The sequence below is a fragment of the Shewanella sp. NFH-SH190041 genome (assembly GCF_024363255.1).
Classification (GTDB): Bacteria; Pseudomonadota; Gammaproteobacteria; order Enterobacterales; family Shewanellaceae; genus Shewanella.
This window is the reverse complement of record NZ_AP026070.1, coordinates 1766294-1787398: the sequence shown is the minus strand read 5'-3', so window position 1 is coordinate 1787398 and position 21105 is coordinate 1766294. Positions and strand designations below refer to the sequence as shown.

Sequence of the window (21105 nt, the reverse complement as noted above, 5' to 3'; positions counted from 1 at the left end):
CACAAATTTAGCCCTATACCTATTATTAAAATGCTTTTTTTAGATCTAAGTTTTTATATAGGTAGGCGACTTCCGGCCCATACCCATTAAATAGCTGCGTCGGGATCCTCGTTGCGGAAAATAATCCACCTGGACCAATACGCCGCTCAGATGCTTGTGACCAGCGGGGGTGATCAACACTAGGATTAACATTGGCATAAAAACCGTACTCATGGGGGGCAATTTGCTGCCAACTTGTCGGAGGTTGGGTGTGAGTCAGTTTGATAGACACGATAGATTTGATACTTTTAAACCCATATTTCCACGGTACAACCAAGCGTACCGGCGCACCATTTTGTGGTGGCAACGTTTTACCGTACAGCCCCACGGCAATAAAAGTTAATTCATTCATCGCTTCCGGTAGTGTTAACCCTTCAACATAAGGGTAGTGAATACCTCCTCCAAACAGAGCATTACGCTGACCCGGCATTTGAGTCGGATCAAATACCGTCTCAAATGCTACAAATTTAGCGTTGGACTTCACCCCAACATGATGTAATAAGCGGCTCAGGGGAAACCCCACCCAAGGGATTACCATAGACCAGGCTTCCACACACCTGAGCCGATATACCCGTTCTTCCAGTGCAAAATTAAATAAATCGTCATAATCCAAGGTCACAGGCCGCTCAACCTCACCACTGATGGATAAATGCCAGGGGTCAACCTGCATTTTTTGAGCGTTTTTGGCGGGGTCGTCTTTATCTGTGCCAAATTCATAAAAATTATTATGGGTCGTTACCTTCTGATAAGGCGTCAACGATTGATCACCAACAGCAAACTTGGGGGGCTGGGTATAACTAAGTGGCTGCGTTTTAAATTCCGAACCACTTTGTTCCCCAAACAAATCAAACAGACCCGCTTGTACCGCCCCTGGCAAACTGGCAGCAATGGTTCCAAGACCGATACTTTGTAAGATCTGTCGTCGAGCCCGAAATACTGATTCCGATGTTGCTTGATTTTCATCCAGTTGCCAGCGGGCTGAACGTCTAATACCACGGATAAAATGTCTGCTCATTAAGACTGCCTAAGTTTTCGTTTGCGGAAATAGGTAACCGAATATAAGACAGGTGTTGTGATTAAAATCTTGCAACTGAGTTTAAAAGCTTGATTGAATAAACAAAATAACACTATTTCCCTATCACCACTTGAAGCACAATAGTTGCCGTGACACTCTTGTGTCATTGTTTTTATGGCCTTTCCCGGATGATTTCATGGCTTCTTTTTTAATCGGATTAACCCCAGCCCATTTCTTTGCTCTCGCAGCTATCATCATATTAACCTTACTCGTTGGCGCACTTTGCAATCAACGCCTTACCCGGCAACGCTGGCAGGCAATACGTGATGAACTGCAGGAACAGCATCAACTGCAACTTACAGAAGCCAATGCCATACTGGAACATACTCAACTACAGCTTGATGAGTATCGTGACGAAGTTAATTTTTTTCGGCAACGGTTGGAACAGCGCTCCGCTGAATTTGGACGGGCGCAATCTCAGGCTGATCGTATCCCCGAACTTGAAGACAATATAAAAACCAAAGAACACAAAATCATGGAACTGCAACTGGCATTGTCCAAATCTAACGCCATGCAGCAAACGCTATCGACCACCTTTACCGCAAATGAAAAAGCCCTGCAAGATAAAATCACCCTTTTAGAAACCGCTGAAAATCGGCTAACAACTCAATTTGAACATCTGGCCCAAAAAATTTTTGAAGAACGAAGCGCCAATTTTCAGCGCCAGAATGCTACACAGCTTGATGGGGTACTTGGCCCCCTTAAACAGCAACTGGAAGGATTCAGACAGCAAATTCTGGACTCCTATAATCAGGAGCAAAACGAACGCAACTCACTGAAACACCACTTGCTGCAACTGCAACATTTGAACCAAAAAATGAGTCAAGATGCTATCAATCTAACTAAAGCACTCAAAGGTGATAATAAACAGCAAGGTAACTGGGGGGAAGTCATCCTCGATCGTGTATTGCAAGAGAGCGGCCTGCGAGAAGGTCATGAATATGACACGCAACAGAATTTAAAAGATGATAACGGCAAACAGTTTAAACCTGATGTTATTGTCCATCTGCCGGAAGGCAAAGATGTGGTAATCGATGCCAAAATGTCATTAATTGCTTATGAGCGTTATTACACTGCAACCAATGAGATAGAGCAGGCTCAAGCACTACGGGATCATATTTTATCATTGCGCAACCATATCCGTGGCTTGGGGCAGAAGGACTACCAAAAACTCCATGGATTAAAAAGTCTGGATTACGTGCTGATGTTTATTCCCATTGAACCGGCATTTTTACTGGCGCTAGAGCAAGACCCGAGTCTGGTGAATTTTGCTTTGGAACACAATATCATGCTCGTCAGTCCCACTAATTTGCTCGTGGCGCTGCGAACCATCAATAATATCTGGCGTTATGAATATCAAAATCGTAATGCGCAACTTATCGCTAAACAGGCCGGCCGAATTTACGATAAGCTTTGCGGTTACCTGGACGATATGGAAAAACTGGGGCGTAATCTTGATACCGCCAGCCGTAGTTATCAAGCCGCTATGGGCAAACTTAGCACCGGGAAAGGAAATCTTATCCGCCAAGCTCACCAGATGAAGCAACTTGGAGTAGACTCTAGTAAACAGTTGGATAATATCTTGCTGGAAAGTGCGTTGAACGAGTCACTGGATGATACTCAAGTAACACAGTGACCGCTTAACCTGACAGGGGATCCGGATATGCCGGACATTGTCATCAAAAAGTTAGAAAGGAAGCCGACACTATGCTAAAACGCGTATTTATTCTGCTGTTTGCCAGTCTCTTACTCCCATCAATAGCAACAGCAGCACAGCACGCATTCACGGCAGCACAACAGCAATACCTTGATGCACAAAATGCCCTTCGCAAAGGGCATATGAATACATACCGTACCCTACGCAAACAATTAGATAATTATCCGTTGGCCGTCTATCTCGATTACCAATTGCATCAGGCCAACATACCCAAACTCAAGGGGAATAAAGCCCAAGTGGCAATTGAACGTTTCAGCCAGACCCCCTTTTATGATCCACTTCGTCATCGTTATTTGAAACGCGCTGGGAAACAAAAACGTTGGCAGGATTTTCTTCGTATTAGCCCTACCTTACCGCGAGATACCGAGTTACAGTGCTATTATTTTCGCGCCCAATTACAGCAAGGTAATCAGCAATTAGCCTTTGCTGGTGCCAAAAATCTGTGGCTACACGGTTATTCTCAGCCCAAAGCCTGCGATATTTTATTTCGAGAATGGCAAAAAGCCGGGCATCGTACTCAAGCTCTCATTTGGCAACGGATGCTGCTTGCATTTGATGCCCGCCAATATGGGCTCCTGAGTTGGCTGAGCCGGAAAATTACGGCTCATCAGCCCCAAGCTAAAGTACTATTGGCGGTATATCGCGATCCCAAACAACTCAGACATATCCGGCAATATCAAGGTAAAGCCACTATTGTGGGGGATATTGTTGATGCAGGCCTACGACGGTTAGCCCGGCGAGATATCAATCAAGCGGTGAAACTTTACCAGCAGTATCAAAAACAGTCGCGTTTCAGTACATTTCAAAGTCAGCAACTTAACCACTATCTGGTCAGGCGGGTGCTCATTCGTCAGGAAACGTCCTTAGCCCAGTATGTTGATATGATGCTGCCATTACTGAACTCTGATGAGCTAATTGAAATGCGCTTGCGCTGGGCTATCCGCGAGCAAAATATGACTCAGGTTGCGGCGACATTACCTCTGCTAAGTAATTACAGTGCTAATAAAGCCCGTTGGCGTTATTGGCAGGCCAGAATCGCGAAACAGCCAAGCCAACAAAAACAATTACTGACCGCCATCGCCTCTGAACGTAATTTTTATGGTTTTGTCGCTGCCCATCAGCTCGGTATTCCCATATCACTCAATGAAGCTGTACCTAAAACCATCACTGATTTACAACGTAAACTAAAACAGCACCCCAGCTGGCAAAGATTAGAACAGTTGCAATCACTCAATAAAACCGCAGCAGCAAGAGCGGAATGGCGTTGGTTGCTAAAAAATACTCCGGCCACACACCAGGGCCAATTACTACTCATGGCAGAACAGCGCCGTTGGCATGCCCTCGGGGTTCAAGGCAGCATTCTGGCTAACAGTTGGAACTATGTTCGTCTGCGCTTTCCATTGGCTTATGCCAATCAATTCCATCAGGCCGCAGCCCATTTTGAGGTCAATAGTGATGAAATCCGAGCCATTGCCCGACGGGAAAGTACATTCAATCCCCTAGCCACCTCGCCTGTTGGCGCCAGGGGATTGATGCAACTCATGCCTGCGACGGCCCGAGCCACCGCAAGAGCCAATCGATTACCTTACTCCGGCACTCGGCAACTTTATCAAGTTGATTTAAATATTAATCTTGGCACAGCTTATTACAGTGAGCTATTACAGCGATTCAACGATAACCGTATTCTCGCCACCGCGGCTTACAATGCCGGCCCAGGCAACGTCAAACGATGGTTACGCCGTAGTCAAGGGCGGCTAGATGCTATCGCCTTTATCGAGTCAATGCCATTTCAGGAAACCCGAGATTATGTCAAAGCCGTATTTAGCTATCGGATGATTTACGAGTTCCTACAACATAAAGCAACTTACCCATTATTATCTGATAATGAAAGTCAATATCAGTATTAGTTCACTATGTATAAATCTGATGTGCCGCACAAAAACACTGAAACAAACTAATACTTTGGTAAACAAGATTGTATCAATGAGCATGATAGGTAAATATCCCGTTCTCGCTTAAATCAAAATTATCCCTCAAATGATAGACATACGATCACTCCGCCTGGGCTGTGAATACCAGTCGCTGGTGAAAGCAGACACACGGGAAACTGTTGGTTATGAAGCCCTCGCCCGATTTACCGATGAAAATGGCGAAAAAATTGCCCCAGATATCGTTTTCGAACATATCCATGTAACGCATGCATTACTGGGACAAATAGAACAACAAGCAAAAGAGTTTCAGCTAAACTGGGCACCTATGGGCCATATGCTGTTTATTAACCTTGATCCCCATGCAGTTACACCTGAAAACAAACAGCAACTGTTCAATATGTTGTCTGCTAATCCATTAGTCACTGTTGAAATCATCGAAAACATCTGTGTCAATGACGCTAACGAAGCGATCGCACTGGTAAAAGAACTCAACCAACTGGGTATCCCGACAGCACTGGATGATGTCGGGGCGCCTAATACTATGTTGTCTCTTGAGTTGCTCGGACAGGTCAACAGTATCAAGTTTGACCTCTCTTGGTTGTCCCGTACTCATGTACCCCATCATAGGCATATGCTGCAGTCGCTTATCCAATTTGCCAAACTTAGCGGTAAAACCACTATTTTGGAAGGTGTAGAACACGAAACGCAATTCCAATTGGCCCAGCAACTTGGTATTGATTTAGTGCAAGGTTTTTTATTCAAAGACAGATTTATTACTCCACCGAAAACCATTCCTTTACTGTTCGATCAAGCTTTATTTTCTGAACCAGACTGCCTCATGATGCCCCAGCAGCTGCTAAGCTGATTAGCTGGGGCTGTCATCATCACCGACTGTTCCCCAATTGGCCGACAAGGAGGTAAGATGACAGAGCAGGTACATAATCTTCTTCAGCAGCTTGAACAAGTACTTTTAGGCAAACCTGAGCAAATTAAGCTCGCATTAGCCTGTATTTTGGCAAGAGGCCATCTGCTGATTGAAGATTTACCCGGTATGGGAAAAACCAGCTTGGCTCAAGCCGTGGCCCAAAGCTTAGGATTTAGCTACCAGCGAGTTCAATTCACCAGCGATATGTTGCCGGCAGATATTCTCGGCGTGACCATTTTTGATAAACATCAAAATCAGTTTATCTTTCATCCTGGCCCTATTTTCCGTCAGATGGTACTGGCCGATGAAATAAACCGTGCCAGTCCCAAAACCCAAAGTGCGCTGTTGGAAGCCATGGCTGAACAGCAAATCACCTTAGATGGCACAACCCACCCACTGCCATCACCTTTTTTTGTTATCGCCACCCAAAATCCCACAGAGCAATCCGGCACATTTCCACTACCAGAGTCCCAACTGGATAGATTTCTGATGCGACTGTCCATTGGTTATCCAGACAGTATGACTGAGTTAGCCATGTTAAAAGGCGAAGGCATGCTCCCCTACCAAGACACCTTGCCACAATGTATGACCCCAAGCGATTTGGTTCAATTACAACACTGTGTGGATGATGTCAGTGTATCCGATGCTCTGCTCAATTACATTCTGGCGCTGGTTGAGGCATCTCGGAATCAAACTGAAGGTTACGGGCTCTCGCCTCGTGCCAGTAAAGCCTTGCTACAGGCTGCTAAAGCCTGGGCCGTCATCCATGATCGTCACTATCTGTTACCGGACGATGTGCAAGCCGTATTTACCGCTGTTGCCCAGCATAGGATCCGCTCTAGCAGTCAGTTACAAGGCGAAACCGTCAGCAGCAGGATCCTAGCCGGAGTGAATCCCATCCAATGACGATTATTGCTTTATTTAGACAAAGTCGTTTATATCCCCGTTGGCAGCGGTGGTTAGCTCACCGGTTGCCTGCGGCCAAACAGCAAACTTTATCCCATAAAGGGATTTTTATTTTGCCCACGGCTTTTGGTCTATGCTGGCTGACACTGGCCATGATGCTATATCTATTCGGGATTAACTATCAAAACAACTTGATTATTGCCCTCGCATTGTTGATGGCCAGTCTCTTTACCAGTTGCGCTGTACTAGGATATCGCAATCTGGCAGGGCTTGAACTCAGGCTGGGGAATTTACCTCAAGTCTACGCAGATGAAACCCTCGCAGTTCCAATCAATCTCAGCAGTCAGCACCTCAGTTGGCAAATCCAATTGGGGTTTGCAGACAATATCCCGGAGCAGCTCGCTCGGGTGACAGCAAAAGCAGCACCAACAGCCATTGCTTATCGTCAAACCCGCCGAGGCAAATTATCACCAGGGCGCTTATGTATTAGTTCTCAATATCCTATGGGGTTGTGTCGCGTATGGTCACTACAAGATATGGCTATCGAACACCTGGTTTTTGCCAAGCCAATTGAACCTGACTCCGCAACAATTTACCGGCAACACCAACAAGCATCACAACAAACCAATAGCGCACCGGTCAATGGCGTTGATGAATTTAGCGGTTTAAGAGCCTACGTCAGTGGTGAATCACTCAAACAGGTCGCTTGGAAACAATGGGCTCAAGGTAGAGGGATGCTGGTCAAAGAATTTCAGCAACCTCAACACCACTGTATTTGGCTTACATTGCCGCAGTCACAGGCTGACGATCTTGAGCGACATCTCAGCGCGCTGAGTTATTTAGTGGAGTTTTACTGCCAGCGTCAGCAATCGTTCGGATTGCGTTTAGCAGAAACGGTTATCGCACCAGGCTGTGATGAAACTCATCGGCAAAGTTGCCAACACGCCTTAGCCATGTACCCACCCGCCGGAAAGTATGCTGACGCCCCCAATCATCATAGTGCTCCAGAATTTTCCCCAAAACACACGGATAAGGTTTCATTTACAGCCGCTCATCAGGAGACTGATAGATGCAGCTAACCAAAGAACTTTTCCGGGTGTTAGGGCACCATAGGTCAATAAATACCTCAAACCAAAGCGCGCCCTCAAAGGGCACTGCCACGGTTAATCACAATATTCCCCGCAGAACCCTTTTTTGGCTATTGATCATCAACATTGCGGTACTGATCCCCCTCTACAGTAAAATAACACCTTGGACACTGGCTATCTGCGCCATCTGTTTTATCTGGCGAACCGGCATTTTCCTTGGGCGAGTTGCCAAACCACCAAAAATGTTGGTGAGTATCTTGGCGCTTGCCGCGGCAGTTACACTGGTGATGATCACCTCGCAGCTTGGCGCACTCAACGCACTCATAAATCTGTTAATTCTGGGGTATGCCCTTAAATTTATTGAAATGCGCCAGCAACGGGATGTAAAAGCGGTTGTGTTGGTCGGTTATTTCCTTATTGCTCTTACATTTATTGATAATCAATCTGTCAGTAATACCCTCCATCTCTTTTCAATCGCACTAATTAATGCCTGTGCTCTTATCAGCCTGTATCAAGGAAAAAACCGAGCCTTGGACACCCTGTTAGACAGCGCCAAATTGATGTTCATTAGTCTGCCTTTAGCTGGATTATTATTTATTATGCTGCCGCGCTTTCCGCCACTATGGATGGTACCTCAGCCACAAACTACGCCAACGGGCCTGTCAGAAGTAATCCGCCCGGGCGATATTCAACGATTGACCCGCTCACCAGAACTGGCGTTTCGAGCCACCTTTGAAGGCGAACAACCACCCAATGAGCAACTTTACTGGCGCGCACTCGTACTGGATAGCTACAACGGCAGTGAATGGCAGCAAAGTAGTGGGCTAAAAACCCATCAGCAACAAGTATTACTAACTAAACAAGGGCGTAATATTCCCCAAGGTAACCCTTTGCGTTATCAGGTTATTGCTGAGCCATCCGGCAACCAATGGCTATTTGGGCTGGATTTGGCTTACAGCCGGTCAGATAAAGTGGCCAACCTAGAAGACTACCGCCTGCTGGCACTCAATCCGATACATAAGAAAATGGCATATGATGTGGCGTCATTTACCAGTGCGCCCTTGGATAAGCAGTTATCCCAGCGACAATGGCGCAATAACCTCACCCTGCCCCATGATGTTAATCCGCAAACTAAAGCTTTTGCTCAGCAACTGGCGGAGCAATACCCCGAGCCAGAAGCCAGAATACAAGCGCTGATGCAATATTTTTATCAGCAACCGTTTTTCTATACCCTTAGCCCGCCACCGCTAGGGCGCAATCAAATTGATGATTTTATGTTTCACAACCAAGCTGGCTTCTGCGTGCATTATGCTGGTGCAATGGTGATTATCGCCCGCGCAAGCGGGCTACCGGCCAGAATGGTAACCGGTTATCAGGGGGGCGAATTCAACCCCACTGCTGGCTATGTCAGTGTTTACCAGTATATGGCCCATGCTTGGGCAGAAATATGGCATCCCAATAGAGGCTGGGTCAGATATGATCCCACCGCCATGGTTGCCCCAGAGCGAGTCTTGAGTGGTTTTGATGCTGTTTTTAGCCCTGAAGAAAGTTACTTGGAAGACCATCCCCTTTCCAGTATGCAACTCAAAACTGTTCCCTGGCTCAATCAATTACGAATGCGCTTTGCCGGATTCGATTATTACTGGACAGTCTGGGTGCTAGGCTTTAATCCCGAACGACAGCAGCAACTGTGGCAAAAAATGCTTGGCGGCACAGACAACAGTCGCCTGATCCTATTTATGCTGGGAGCCTTTGCCCTGATCAGCCTATTACTGGCTTGGTATGCAGGTCTATTACGCCCGAGAAAACGTAATGCCTTGTATTATGCTTATGCCAGTCTGTGCCACCAGCTACAACGTCAAGGCGTACCATTACAAATTGCCGATACCCCAGCCCAAGTTGCGGTCAAAACGGCCAAGTATTTACCCACTTACCACAGCGCTGTCAGTGATGTTTGCCAAATGTTGGAAACCGTATTATATGCTCCATCCCCAGAGCCAAAGTTGAAGCGCCATACTATCCGCAAACTGAGACAACTCCGGCTGGCACTAAAATTTACCCTGCCCGCCCCGACTTGGCATAAAGGTCATCACACCCCAAGCACAAACTAAAATAAACGCCTCTTACCCCGATTTGGCAAGAGGCTCAATCAGCAGATTGTTACGCTGTCATCTCGCATCACGTTTGTATTTCCCATTGATTTAAATATCGTTTGCTATTCGCTTCATCACGATGCGCGCTGAGTGATATGGCGATGAAACAAGCCAAAGTTGATGCCAACAAATCAAAGACATAAAATGGCTTCCTGTTCCCACAACCCTGTCCGCCATGCTGCATTATATTCAGTCAAATCAAATGGAAGTGCTGTCAGAGCAACTTGCTAACTTAATCAATGTTCCCCATGGCGGTCCACTGCTGCAACCCGAACAAATTCTGGTTCAAAGTCCCGGCATGTCGACTTGGCTACGATTGGAAATTGCCCGCCATAATGGTGTATCTGCGGCGCAAAACTTTCCTCTACCCTCGAGCTTTATCTGGCAGTTGTGTTATTTGCTACTAGAGGGCGTTCCCAAAGAAAACCCTTTTACCAAGCCAGCAATGACTTGGAAACTCATGGCCATTTTACCGGGGATCATCACCCGGGAAAATTTTGCGCCATTGCGTCAATACCTTGGTGAGCGAGAAAACAGTGAAGAGCTGGCCCTTAAGCTATTTCAGCTAGCAGGACGTATCGCCGATATCTTTGACCAATACTTGGTATATCGCCCGGATTGGATCTTGGCTTGGGAACAACAGGAAGAACCAATCCCCCTCCCGATTGAGCAAAGCTGGCAACCAGAATTGTGGCGGGCACTTATCCATTACAACTGTGATAAACTGGGACAGAGCCATTACCACAGGGCTAACCTGCATCAAGCGCTTATCAGTGCACTAACTGATCCGGCGCAATCCCTTGCAGCACTGCCACCTCGCCTGTTTGTGTTCGGCATAAGCTCGATGGCACCACAAACATTGGATGTTCTGGCCGCGGTGGCGCGGCGCATGGATGTTTTTATGCTTAGCCTCAGCCCCTGCCAGCATTACTGGGGCGATATTGTTGATGCCAAAGCCCGAGCCAGAATGTCATTGGCCTACAGTGAGAAAAAGCAATTACCGGAACATTGGGAAGAGAGTCTGGAGGTGGGAAATCCCCTGCTGGCGAATAATGGCAAAATGGGACGGGAAATGCTGGATATGCTGCTAGAGCTTGATCCTGACCATCTTGCCCAACATGAATGCTATGTCGACCCAGGCACGCAAACCCTGCTCAGCGGTGTGCAACAAGATATTTTGGATATGGAAACCCTAGGAGAGAGTTTGCGGCCTGAACCTGAGTTTTATCTCAATACCGCCAAACGCCGGATACTGGCGGAAGATGATGATTCCATCACCCTCCGCAGCTGCCACAGTGGCTTGCGGGAAGTTGAAACCCTGCACGATCACCTGTTGCAAATGTTTCGCCGTCACCCGACACTGCAACCCAGAGATATTGTGGTGATGCTGCCGGATGTTTCAGCTTATGCCCCTTATATTGATGCGGTATTCTCCGCCAAACGGGGAGATCATTATATTCCCTATGCGATTGCCGATCGCGGCGCCGCGCAGGAATCCCCGTTAATCAACAGTTTTCTGACGCTACTTATGTTAGATCGCAGCCGTTTTGGTCTCACTGAAGTCCTCGGCATGTTAGAAGTTCCTGCCGTATTAGCCAGATTTGATATCTGTGCCGATGAATTAGAGCAACTGAAACAATGGTTGCAACACGCAGGTATTCGTTGGGGGCGGGACAAACAAGCCAGTGAACAACAAGGGTTGCCTGCATTTGATAAATATTCTTGGGCTTTTGGCATCAGACGAATGATTCTAGGCTACGCCTTGGGAGATGATACTTTGTTGTATCATGGCGATCTGCCGCTTGCAGGCATTGAAGGCCAGGCATCTCAAGCACTGGGAAAACTGCTTAATTTTATTGAAGCACTGGATATTGCCCGAACGCTGCTTAGTCAACAGGCTGATATCACCACTCGGGTCAGTCAGCTACTTCATCTGCTCGATGCTTTCTACTGTGCCGAGCCGTTGGATGATAGTGTCCGCAGTGACTTAAATGAAATCCGGCAGGCCATTGAAAAATTCCGTAATGAAGCCGACCAATCGGGTTTTGGTGGCGATTTATCTATCCGGGTTCTGAACCAATGGTTTACCTCCTCGCTAACGGAATCCCGAGTGGGTCAGCGTTATCTGGCGGGCAGTGTCAACTTTTGTACCCTGATGCCGATGCGCTCAATTCCATTTAAACTGGTGTGTCTGCTGGGGATGAATGACGGTATCTACCCCAGAATCCAGTACCCGGTAGGATTTGATTTAATGGCGCATTTCGGGCCGCGGCGCGGTGACCGTTCCCGCCGACTGGATGACAGATATCTGTTTCTTGAGGCGCTATTATCTGCCCGCCACCAGCTGTATATCAGTTTTATTGGCCACAGTGAACGGGATAACCGTGAACGCAATCCCTCTATGCTAGTTAGCGAATTGCTGGAGTATTGCCAACTGTGTTATCGGCCGGCAGGCTTTACCCTCCAATCAGCGCCAGCATTACAACTGGCTCAAAGTGATGCGGCCTCAGAGAAACTCAGCGAGCAATTGTTAATCACTCAACCGCTTCAACCTTTTGATGCCAGATTATACCGTAGTACCACATCCGGTCTGACCCGCAGTTTTGCCAGTCAGTGGTGCCCTCCAGACAACACAGAAATCCAACCGTTGCCCGCTTTTATTACCGCGCCTCTGGCAACACCGCAGGGAATCAGTCTGGCTCAGTTGCCCGCACAGGAATTAGAGCTGTCAGCCCTTATCCGCTTTTACCGCTCGCCAGCGCAATATTTCTGCCAACGTAGTTTAAAGGTGGAGCTCAATCTGGCTCTGGACGTGCGGGAAGATGATGAACCCTTTAGCCTCAATGCACTGCAGCGCTACCAGTTGCAGTTGATGATGATGGAAGACGCGCTGCAACAGCCCGATGGGGAAGTCAGTCAGGCACTGCTGAGCCGACTCAAAGCTGATGGTCAATTGCCGATGGCGCCCTTTGATGATTTATTACTGGCGCAATACCGCCGGGATATCGGTCCGGTCATTGAGCGAACCCGTTATCTGCGAGGCGCACAAGAAGGGCAGGTTTGCCCCAAAGCACCGCCGGTGGATATTGCGCTCACCCTGCCACGGGGAGACTCAACATTGACACTTGTCGGACGCATTGATGATCTTTACGCCAAAGGGCTGGTCAATATCCGCCCCGGGACGACCAAACCGAAAGATCTGCTCAGGGTCTATCTGCGTCACTTGTGTTTAAATGCCAGTGGTCGCCATCAGGGCGCTTATTTACTGGATATGGGTCATTTCCACAGTTTCGCGGCACTGACCCAAGAACAGGCCCAGACATTGCTGCAACAGCTGGTTGAGCTATTTTTTGTCGGTCAGGCAACACCGCTACCATTTATGGCCAAAACATCACTGGCTTATCTGGAATTAAGTTATGACAACAGTGTTTCAGACTCTGAGATCTTTGATGCGCTGGCTCCCAGCTGGCTCGATGACGCTGGCTACGGTGATGGTGCAGATCCCTTCCAAGCACGGCTATTTCGCTTTCCCGACGATTTACTCGATGACGGCCCACACGGTTTTGCTACATTAGCCGATACCATTTTAGGTCCCATGCTCAGCCTGTATCACCATGACAAACTGTCAGAATTGGCCAATTATGTTGAAGGAGCGACCCGCCCATGAGTCACGCTGACGCTATGTTGCATACCCTAGATCCACTGACCTTGCCATTAAAAGGTCGGCGGCTTATCGAAGCCAGTGCGGGTACCGGCAAAACCTACACTATCTCCGGCCTGTATCTGCGCCTGCTACTAGGACATGGTGATACCGCGCCGCTGACCTGTGAACAGATTTTAGTGGTGACCTTTACCAACGCCGCCACGGAAGAACTCAGAGACAGAATACGCAAACGGATCAAACTCTGTTATCAGCGCTTTATTGGTCTGCCAGTCGAAGATGCATTTATTGACACGCTCTTTGCAGCAACGGAGGCCGCTGAACTACCCATTGCCCGCAGACGGTTGGATCTGGCCCTTAAATCTCTGGATGAAGCGGCCATTTTTACCATTCATGGATTTTGCCAGCGGATTTTGTCCGATATGGCCTTTGAATCTGCCCTGCTGTTTGAGTCCACATTTGTCCTGGATGACAGTCAGTATCTCAGCCAAAGTGTACGTGATTACTGGCGTTATACCTGCTATCAACTACCAGAATATCTGGCCGGCGCCATTGCCGCAAAATTTGATACTCCAGACGATTTAGGCCGACAATTACGGCCATTGTTTGGTGCCAGCCAAGCCAGTGCTGACACCACGCCACCGCCCTTTAGCCAAGTGTGTGAGCAACTGACCAGCAAGCTTGAAATGTTGCGGGAGCTTTGGCTACAGGAGCGTCAAACAACCGAAATACTGCTCCATAGTCTGCCACTTAATGGCACCAGTTACGGTAAAGAAAGTGATGGCTATCCAAAACTGGCGACTATGCTTGCCAGAATGGACAATTGGGCAAAATATCAAGCAGGATTGCCCGACAGCAAACTATTAACCTCCCTGTCCTTGTCTCAGCTGAAACTGAAAAAAGGTGGCATTCTACCTGAGGCCGAGCAAGCTAAGGCGCTGGTGCAAATTGAACTGGTTAGCGAGGCTATTGCCGCCCTACTGCCAGCATTTTTGTACGCCGCCCGGGAGCAAATTGAAAACCGATTTATGGCGCTCAAAGCAGAGCGTAATGTACTTAGTCCAGATGATTTGCTGTTAACCTTGGCCTTAGCGCTGGGACAGCACAGCCGAGCCAATCCCGATAGCCACACAAACCAAACGTCAAACCTAAGTTCAAATTCAAGCTCAGGCTCAGACTCAAACTCAAGCGAAAATTCACATCAGGAAAATGGTAGCGAGCAAGACCAGATTCATTCCCAGGACACAGCGTTAAACACCGATGACCATCAGGCGCGGATTGCCCAGCGGTTGCGTCAGTGTATTGCCAGTCGCTTTCCGGTAGCGCTGATCGATGAGTTCCAAGATACCGACCCACTGCAATACGGGATTTTTTCTGGGATTTATCCCACACAGCAGTGCCATGAAAGTGGCAACACCCTGTTGATGATCGGGGATCCCAAACAAGCAATTTATGCCTTTCGTGGCGCAGATATTTTCACCTATATTCAGGCCCGTAACGCCACGCCGGACAGATATAATCTGGCCACGAATTACCGCTCATCCCAAGCGATGGTGACTGCGGTAAACCGTGTATTTACCCATCATGCGCAGCCATTTCTTAATGACGCTATTCCATTTGATAGTGTCAATGCTAAAGATGATGGCAGCAAACAACTTATCGGCCCGGATAACAATCTAGCCGCGCTGCAATTACGCCTGCTGCCGGAGCATAGTAAAGATGGCCTGAATAAAACGACGGCTAGACGCCAGTTGGCTGCCGATGCTGCGGAAGAAATTACCCAACTGCTCAATGGTGCATCGGCGCCTGAGCCTTTATGTCTACTACAAAATAAAGACCATACCGAACCAGTTAAGGCCCGGGATATTGCTATTTTGGTGCGCGATCGCAATGAAGCAGCGGTAATGGAGCAGGCACTGCGCAGCCGGGGGGTGGGCGCGGTATTTTTAAGCCGGGACAGTGTGATGCAAACGACTGAGGCCAGAGAGATCGCCCTCATCCTGCAAGCTTTGGCCAATCCCCGCGATGAAACGGCGATCCGCTCTGCTATGGCCAGTCGTCTATTGGGTTATGATGCCAACACCATCCATGAATTCAATCAGTCAGAAAACCTGCGCAGTAAGATCTTAGAGCAGTTTATGCGCCTGCACGAACTCTGGAGTCGGCGCGGTATTATGCCCGCCCTATTACTGTTGGCCGATGAATGTCAATTACTGGAGCGACTCTCTCGCGAACCCGATGCCGAGCGACGGCTGACTGATTTTCGTCATCTGGCCGAACTTCTGCAACAAAAATCCGCAGAGCTTGATGGTATCGCGGCATTACTGGGGTGGTTTGAACAGGAGTTGGGCACAGGTCAAAGTGGTGAGGAGCAACAATTGCGACTGGCCAGTGAGCAGAACTTGGTACAAATCGTGACCATCCACAAAAGTAAAGGGCTGGAATACCCCATCTGCTTTATTCCCTTTGTCAGTCTGGCGCGGGACAGCAATCGTCGCCCTGCCCCCATGCTTTACCACAGAGATGACCAATTAATCTGGGATTTAAATGGCAGTGACGATGGCTGGGAGCAATGCAAGCTAGAGGTGATGGCGGAAGATTTACGTCTACTCTATGTTGCCCTGACTCGGCCGGTGTACCGCTGCTATCTCTATATAGCCAACCATTGCCGCATGAATAAATCCGGTATCAACAGTTATCTTGCCAATACCGCGATTGGCTATTTACTGGGGATCCAAGATAACAAATGTGATGCCGACACCATGACTGCCTCCGCCCAAACCTTGGCCTGTGAGGCCATCAGTGTCAGTCAGATAATACCGACAACCCAAGTGACGCAACTTAAGGGGGCTAGTGAGCAACAGCAACTCCCCTGCTCTCCGGCAGTGCCAGCCAAGCGGCCACAAGTGCCTTGGCGAGTTGGCAGCTATTCTGGGTTGGTTAAGCACCTGCCCCATGAATATATTCAGCCCGGTGCCGGGGATGAGGAACTCAGTGATGATGCCATTTTGCAGCAAGCAGACACTGAACCTCAACCCAGTCGCTTTACCTTTGAGCGAGGCGCTAATGCCGGTACCTTTATGCACTTGGTGCTGGAGCTGATTGATTTCACCCGGGCAGAGACCGGCCTCCCGACCTGCTTACCCGGGGCGATGGAGCAATACGGTATTGATGCGCAGTGGCAAGAGATCTTAACCGACTGGTATCTGGATCTGCTCCATGCACCTTTGACAGGGCACAAAGGTAATCCAATTCAACTGGCCCAGCTTGACCAAGCACATAAGCTGGTTGAACTTGAGTTTTATTTGCCTCTTGGCGATGACGCCAGCTGGCTGCAGGATCGTGGGCTGAAAGATATCGCCTTATCACAACTGTTAGCGCGCTTTGGTTATGGTGGTGAGCTGAAATTTGATGAATTTAAAGGCATGCTCAAAGGGTTTATCGATCTGACCTTTGAATATCAAGGCCGCTATTACATTGCCGACTATAAATCCAACTACTTGGGGGATGATTATCCCGCTTACAATCAAGAGAATATGGCCCAAGCCATTCACAGCCACAGATATGATCTGCAGTACATTATCTATACCCTTGCCCTGCACCGTTATCTGCGTTTGAAATTACCAGATTACGATTACCAGCAGCACTTTGGCGGCTGCTATTACCTGTTTTTGCGGGGCATGTCCGCATCGCAACCTGGTTGTGGCGTCTTTTTTGATAAACCTGATTTTGCCCTGATAGATGCGCTGGATGCCTTACTCAGCGGTCAGCAAGCTGCTACCAGTCAATGGGAACTGACATTATGATTGAAACTACCCAGCCCATCGGCCAGTTACTGCAACAGTGGGAGCAAGAGCGCCTACTCACGCCGCTGGATCGCCACTTTGCTCTGCAGATGGCCGCGATTCATCGGGATGATTCACCCCTGTTTATATTGATTTGTGCCCTACTCAGCCGACAATTGTCAGCCCAGCATGCCTGTCTACCGTTGGCGCAGCTTAATTTAGCTAACCCTATGCTGGAGCGCAGCAGCCAAATTCAAATTAATGCGCCACTTACTACGCTGCTCAATGCCATTGCCGCGCTGCCTGCCGTGGGAGATGGCAAGGATAATACGCCTATGGTCCTTGATGGCTCCCGGCTGTATCTGAAACAGTATTATGATTTTGAACTGCGAGTAGCGAAACGGCTAAAGCAAATGGCGGCCCAGATATTACCTGTCCCGGCGGGCACAGCTGCTGCCCTAGCGCAATTATTTCCACCAATGGCAGACAGTAAGGACACTGACTGGCAAAAAGTAGCGACCGCCACAGCAATTTGTCAGCGTTTTGCCGTGATTACCGGTGGACCTGGAACCGGCAAAACCACCACGGTCACCAAACTGCTGATGCTACTTTGCCTTAACAAAGAGATGACCATCCGCTTGGTTGCCCCTACAGGGAAAGCGGCCGCCCGACTGACGGAATCCATCAAAGCGTCTAAACGGCGTCTACTGGAACAGCTCAGTAAAGCCTCTCCCGATAAAGCCGAGGCCAGCGATCTTAATGCTGAAGTGATTGCCCGTATTCCGGAAGACGCTGCGACTTTGCACCGACTGCTAGGGGTGATCCCCGGTTCGCATAAATTCCGCCATCATAAAGATAACCCGCTGCATCTGGATTTATTGATTGTGGATGAAGCCTCCATGGTTGATTTACCTATGATGGATCGGCTACTTGATGCGCTGCCGCCCCATGCCAGATTAATCTTACTGGGGGATCAGGATCAATTGGCCTCAGTGGAGGCCGGAGCAGTATTAGCCGATATCTGTGCGGGTCTTCGCAGCGGAGATAATTGGCAAATGCGCTACAGCGCTGATTTTGCCACCCAGCTGTCCCAACTGTGCCATACCGATATGGCCGGGCTGATAAGTTCCAACCCCGGTATTGGTAATAACCTGTGCATGCTCAGACACAGCCACAGATTTGCCACCGATGCGGGGATCGGCATTTTGGCTAATGCCGTCAATCGCAGTGATAAAGCTGACATTCAGCAGACCTGGCAACAGGGGCACCATGAGCTGACTTGGTTGGATCATGGTAACGGAGATAAAAGCCGCGGACTTACGCCATTATTAACCCAAGCTTGTGAGTATTACCGCCACTATCTGGAAGTGATCCACCGGCCAGATTTCACTGCCGAACAGATTATTGACCGATATAACGCCTTTCGGATCCTGTGTGCCACACGGGCAGGCGAATTTGGGGTTGACGGCATCAATGCCCATATGACTGCCGCATTGAAACAGGCGGGATTTATCCAGCCGGGACAGGAGTTTTACCCCGGCAGGCCCATTATTATTCACAGTAATGATTACAATCTTGGGCTGTTTAACGGGGATATTGGTATTATTCTGCCCTGCAATGATAGTCAGCGTCTAATGGCCCATTTTATTCAGGCTGATGGCAGTGTCCTTAAAGTATTACCGGCCCGTTTACCTGGCCATGAGACCTGTTTTGCCATGACAGTGCACAAGTCCCAGGGCAGTGAATTTGCGACGGTGGCGTTAGTACTTCCCCCTAGACCCAGCCCGGCTCAGCGGCAACTGCTGACCAAAGAACTGATCTATACCGCTATCACCCGAGCCAAAACGCACTTTATCTGTCTTGGCAGTCAGAAGGTATTTGAAGCTGCCTGTTTGCATCCGACAGTACGGGCATCAGGACTGGCGCAGCGCCTATGGTCACAAAACGAATAAATTTGCTATATATCAAACACCTGGTCTAACTGACCAGTTTAACAACACTCATAGCTTGCCCGTTAGCTAACGGCTCCTTACACTGACGACACAAAACGGGCTCCCGGAGAAACAATGAACCAATATAACCTACTGTTGCTGTGCGGTGGCGGTGGCAGTGAACATGCGATTTCCCTGCTATCAGCTGGCTATCTAAAAACCAACTTGGCCACCTTGCCACAGTTTAATCTGTTATGGCTGGAACTGCTGGAAGATGGCCGTTACCGCTGTGAAGATGACAGTTTTGCCCAACTGACCTGTGACCGGGAAGTTATTTTTGCAGATAATAATCGCAGCCCTTGGCCAGTAGACTATGTCGTGCCCTGTATTCATGGCTATCCCGGCGAAACAGGGGATATTCAGTCTTGGTTCGAACTGATTGGCCTACCTTATTTTGGTTGCCGCGGTGAAGCCAGTGTCAATTGTTTCAATAAAATCACCGCCAAAATGTGGTTTTCAGCGCTAGGTATCCCCAATACCCCATATCTGTTTCTCGATGAGCCCGGTGAACAGGCCGTTAATCGTACTGCAGAGGCGCTAGCCCAATGGGGCTCAGTATTTGTTAAGGCCGCAAGCCAAGGCTCATCTGTAGGCTGCTATAAAGTTGACGACGCTGAGCAAATTGAAACTGTGCTCAATGAAGCATTCAGCTTCAGCCCTTATGTGATTGTGGAAAAAACCATTATTGCTAGAGAGCTGGAAGTGGCTGTGTATGAATATCAGGGCGAGGTAGTCGCCACTGTACCAGGTGAAATCATCTGTGCCAGCAACACCTTTTACAGCTTTGATGAAAAATATAACGCTCAGAGCCAGGCGGTTACTAAGGTACAGGCAGAGGATCTCAGTCAAGAAACTATTGATGCAATCCGCCACTATGCCATCAAAGCCTTTAAGGGCATGAAACTGCGTCATCTGTCCCGGATTGATTTTTTCCTCACTCAGGACAATGAGATCCTGCTCAATGAAATTAATACCTTCCCAGGTATGACGCCGATTTCCATGTTCCCGAAAATGCTCAAAGCCCATGGCGATGATTTTACTGTGATGTTGCGCGATAACATCCTGGCGCAACTCGCATCCAAATAACCGCGCAGTTGTGGTTCGTCTCTAACCACAAGTTATGAGATAAAAAATCCAGCCTAGGCTGGATTTTTTATCTCTGCAAAAAGGTTTACACGGACTGACAACTCACAACAGCTTATCAGCGTTGACGGAAAATCAGATTAATATCTACCGGCACTTTGTCAGATAAGGGAATGCCCCCGACTGTGGCAGACAAACGTTTCAGATTCTCTGCCGGAATACCAAAGTCCGCAGCGTTGATAATCACAGGCGCCGATGAGCTGACTTGCATAAACTGACCGGCTTTCAGCACTGTTACCGGAAACATAATCTGCTTAGTTTGGCCAAACAAGGTCACTTTAGCGGGTATTTTGGCACTGAGCACGCCATCTTTGGCCATGGTTTTGGTGTTGAACTGGCCACTGACTTTTACCGCAGGAAACTTCTGCGACTCAAAAAATAGCTGATTAAGACGCATATCACGAATTTGTACCCCGGTACTGACACTGGATAGCGGAATACTAAACTCAAATTGCCCACCCTTGTAACTGCCGCTCATCCCTGTCAGGGTTGCAGGCTCAACAACATACTGTTTTTTGATGGTGGCAAAACTCACACTCGAATTAGCACTGTCCAGACTATAGTTCGCAGCCACAGCAGCAGTGCTTGCCAATAGCGCCGCACCAACCAACATTGCCTGACCCAATAAGCGGTGACCCGAGAATCTCAAGACACGTTTCATATTTATGCTCCCGTGATTAACGTTTAAGTA

Annotated in this window: 12 protein-coding genes; 10 read left to right on the top strand and 2 right to left on the bottom strand. The window is 48.4% G+C overall.

The features are described 5' to 3' along the window. Positions 1-25: 25 nt before the first annotated feature. On the bottom strand, positions 26-1054 hold the full coding sequence (gene msrP / locus NFHSH190041_RS07850) for a protein-methionine-sulfoxide reductase catalytic subunit MsrP (RefSeq protein ID WP_261924676.1): 1029 nt from the start codon (positions 1052-1054) through the stop codon (positions 26-28). Positions 1055-1250: 196 nt separating this feature from the next. Between msrP and rmuC the strand changes: the two genes are divergently transcribed. The 10 genes from rmuC (at position 1251) to NFHSH190041_RS07800 (ending at position 20357) form a co-directional block, all read left to right on the top strand. Further along, positions 1251-2750, top strand: a complete 1500-nt coding sequence (gene rmuC / locus NFHSH190041_RS07845; protein ID WP_261924675.1) for a DNA recombination protein RmuC — start codon at positions 1251-1253, stop codon at positions 2748-2750. Positions 2751-2821: 71 nt separating this feature from the next. After that, positions 2822-4738, top strand: coding sequence for a transglycosylase SLT domain-containing protein (locus tag NFHSH190041_RS07840; RefSeq protein WP_261924674.1), 1917 nt, complete (start codon positions 2822-2824; stop codon positions 4736-4738). A gap of 130 nt (positions 4739-4868) precedes the next feature. Next, complete coding sequence (locus NFHSH190041_RS07835; RefSeq protein ID WP_261924673.1) at positions 4869-5627, top strand: EAL domain-containing protein; 759 nt, start codon at positions 4869-4871, stop codon at positions 5625-5627. Between the two features lie 57 nt (positions 5628-5684). Beyond that, a complete protein-coding gene (locus NFHSH190041_RS07830; RefSeq protein WP_261924672.1) occupies positions 5685-6593 on the top strand; it encodes an AAA family ATPase in 909 nt (302 codons plus the stop codon). After that, on the top strand, positions 6590-7672 hold the full coding sequence (locus NFHSH190041_RS07825) for a DUF58 domain-containing protein (RefSeq protein ID WP_261924671.1): 1083 nt from the start codon (positions 6590-6592) through the stop codon (positions 7670-7672). Before NFHSH190041_RS07830 ends, NFHSH190041_RS07825 begins: the two co-directional genes overlap by 4 nt. Then, positions 7663-9792, top strand: coding sequence for a DUF3488 and transglutaminase-like domain-containing protein (locus NFHSH190041_RS07820; RefSeq protein ID WP_261924670.1), 2130 nt, complete (start codon positions 7663-7665; stop codon positions 9790-9792). The genes NFHSH190041_RS07825 and NFHSH190041_RS07820 overlap by 10 nt, the downstream gene beginning before the upstream one ends. A gap of 217 nt (positions 9793-10009) precedes the next feature. After that, positions 10010-13501, top strand: coding sequence for an exodeoxyribonuclease V subunit gamma (gene recC, locus NFHSH190041_RS07815; RefSeq protein WP_261924669.1), 3492 nt, complete (start codon positions 10010-10012; stop codon positions 13499-13501). Then, positions 13498-17301 (top strand): exodeoxyribonuclease V subunit beta, encoded by a 3804-nt coding sequence (gene recB / locus NFHSH190041_RS07810; protein WP_261924668.1) that lies wholly within the window; start codon positions 13498-13500, stop codon positions 17299-17301. The genes recC and recB overlap by 4 nt, the downstream gene beginning before the upstream one ends. Beyond that, entirely contained in the window at positions 17298-19232 is a 1935-nt protein-coding gene (recD, locus tag NFHSH190041_RS07805; RefSeq protein WP_261924667.1) for an exodeoxyribonuclease V subunit alpha, read from the top strand. The genes recB and recD overlap by 4 nt, the downstream gene beginning before the upstream one ends. A 114-nt stretch (positions 19233-19346) precedes the next feature. After that, positions 19347-20357 carry a D-alanine--D-alanine ligase gene (locus tag NFHSH190041_RS07800; RefSeq protein ID WP_261924666.1) on the top strand — a complete coding sequence of 337 codons (1011 nt, stop codon included), beginning with the start codon at positions 19347-19349 and terminating at the stop codon, positions 20355-20357. A 115-nt stretch (positions 20358-20472) separates the two neighbouring features. Here the strand turns inward: NFHSH190041_RS07800 and NFHSH190041_RS07795 are convergent, their stop codons facing one another. Further along, positions 20473-21075: a YceI family protein gene (locus NFHSH190041_RS07795; RefSeq protein ID WP_261924665.1), complete on the bottom strand. Its 603-nt coding sequence runs from the start codon at positions 21073-21075 to the stop codon at positions 20473-20475. Positions 21076-21105 lie beyond the last annotated feature (30 nt).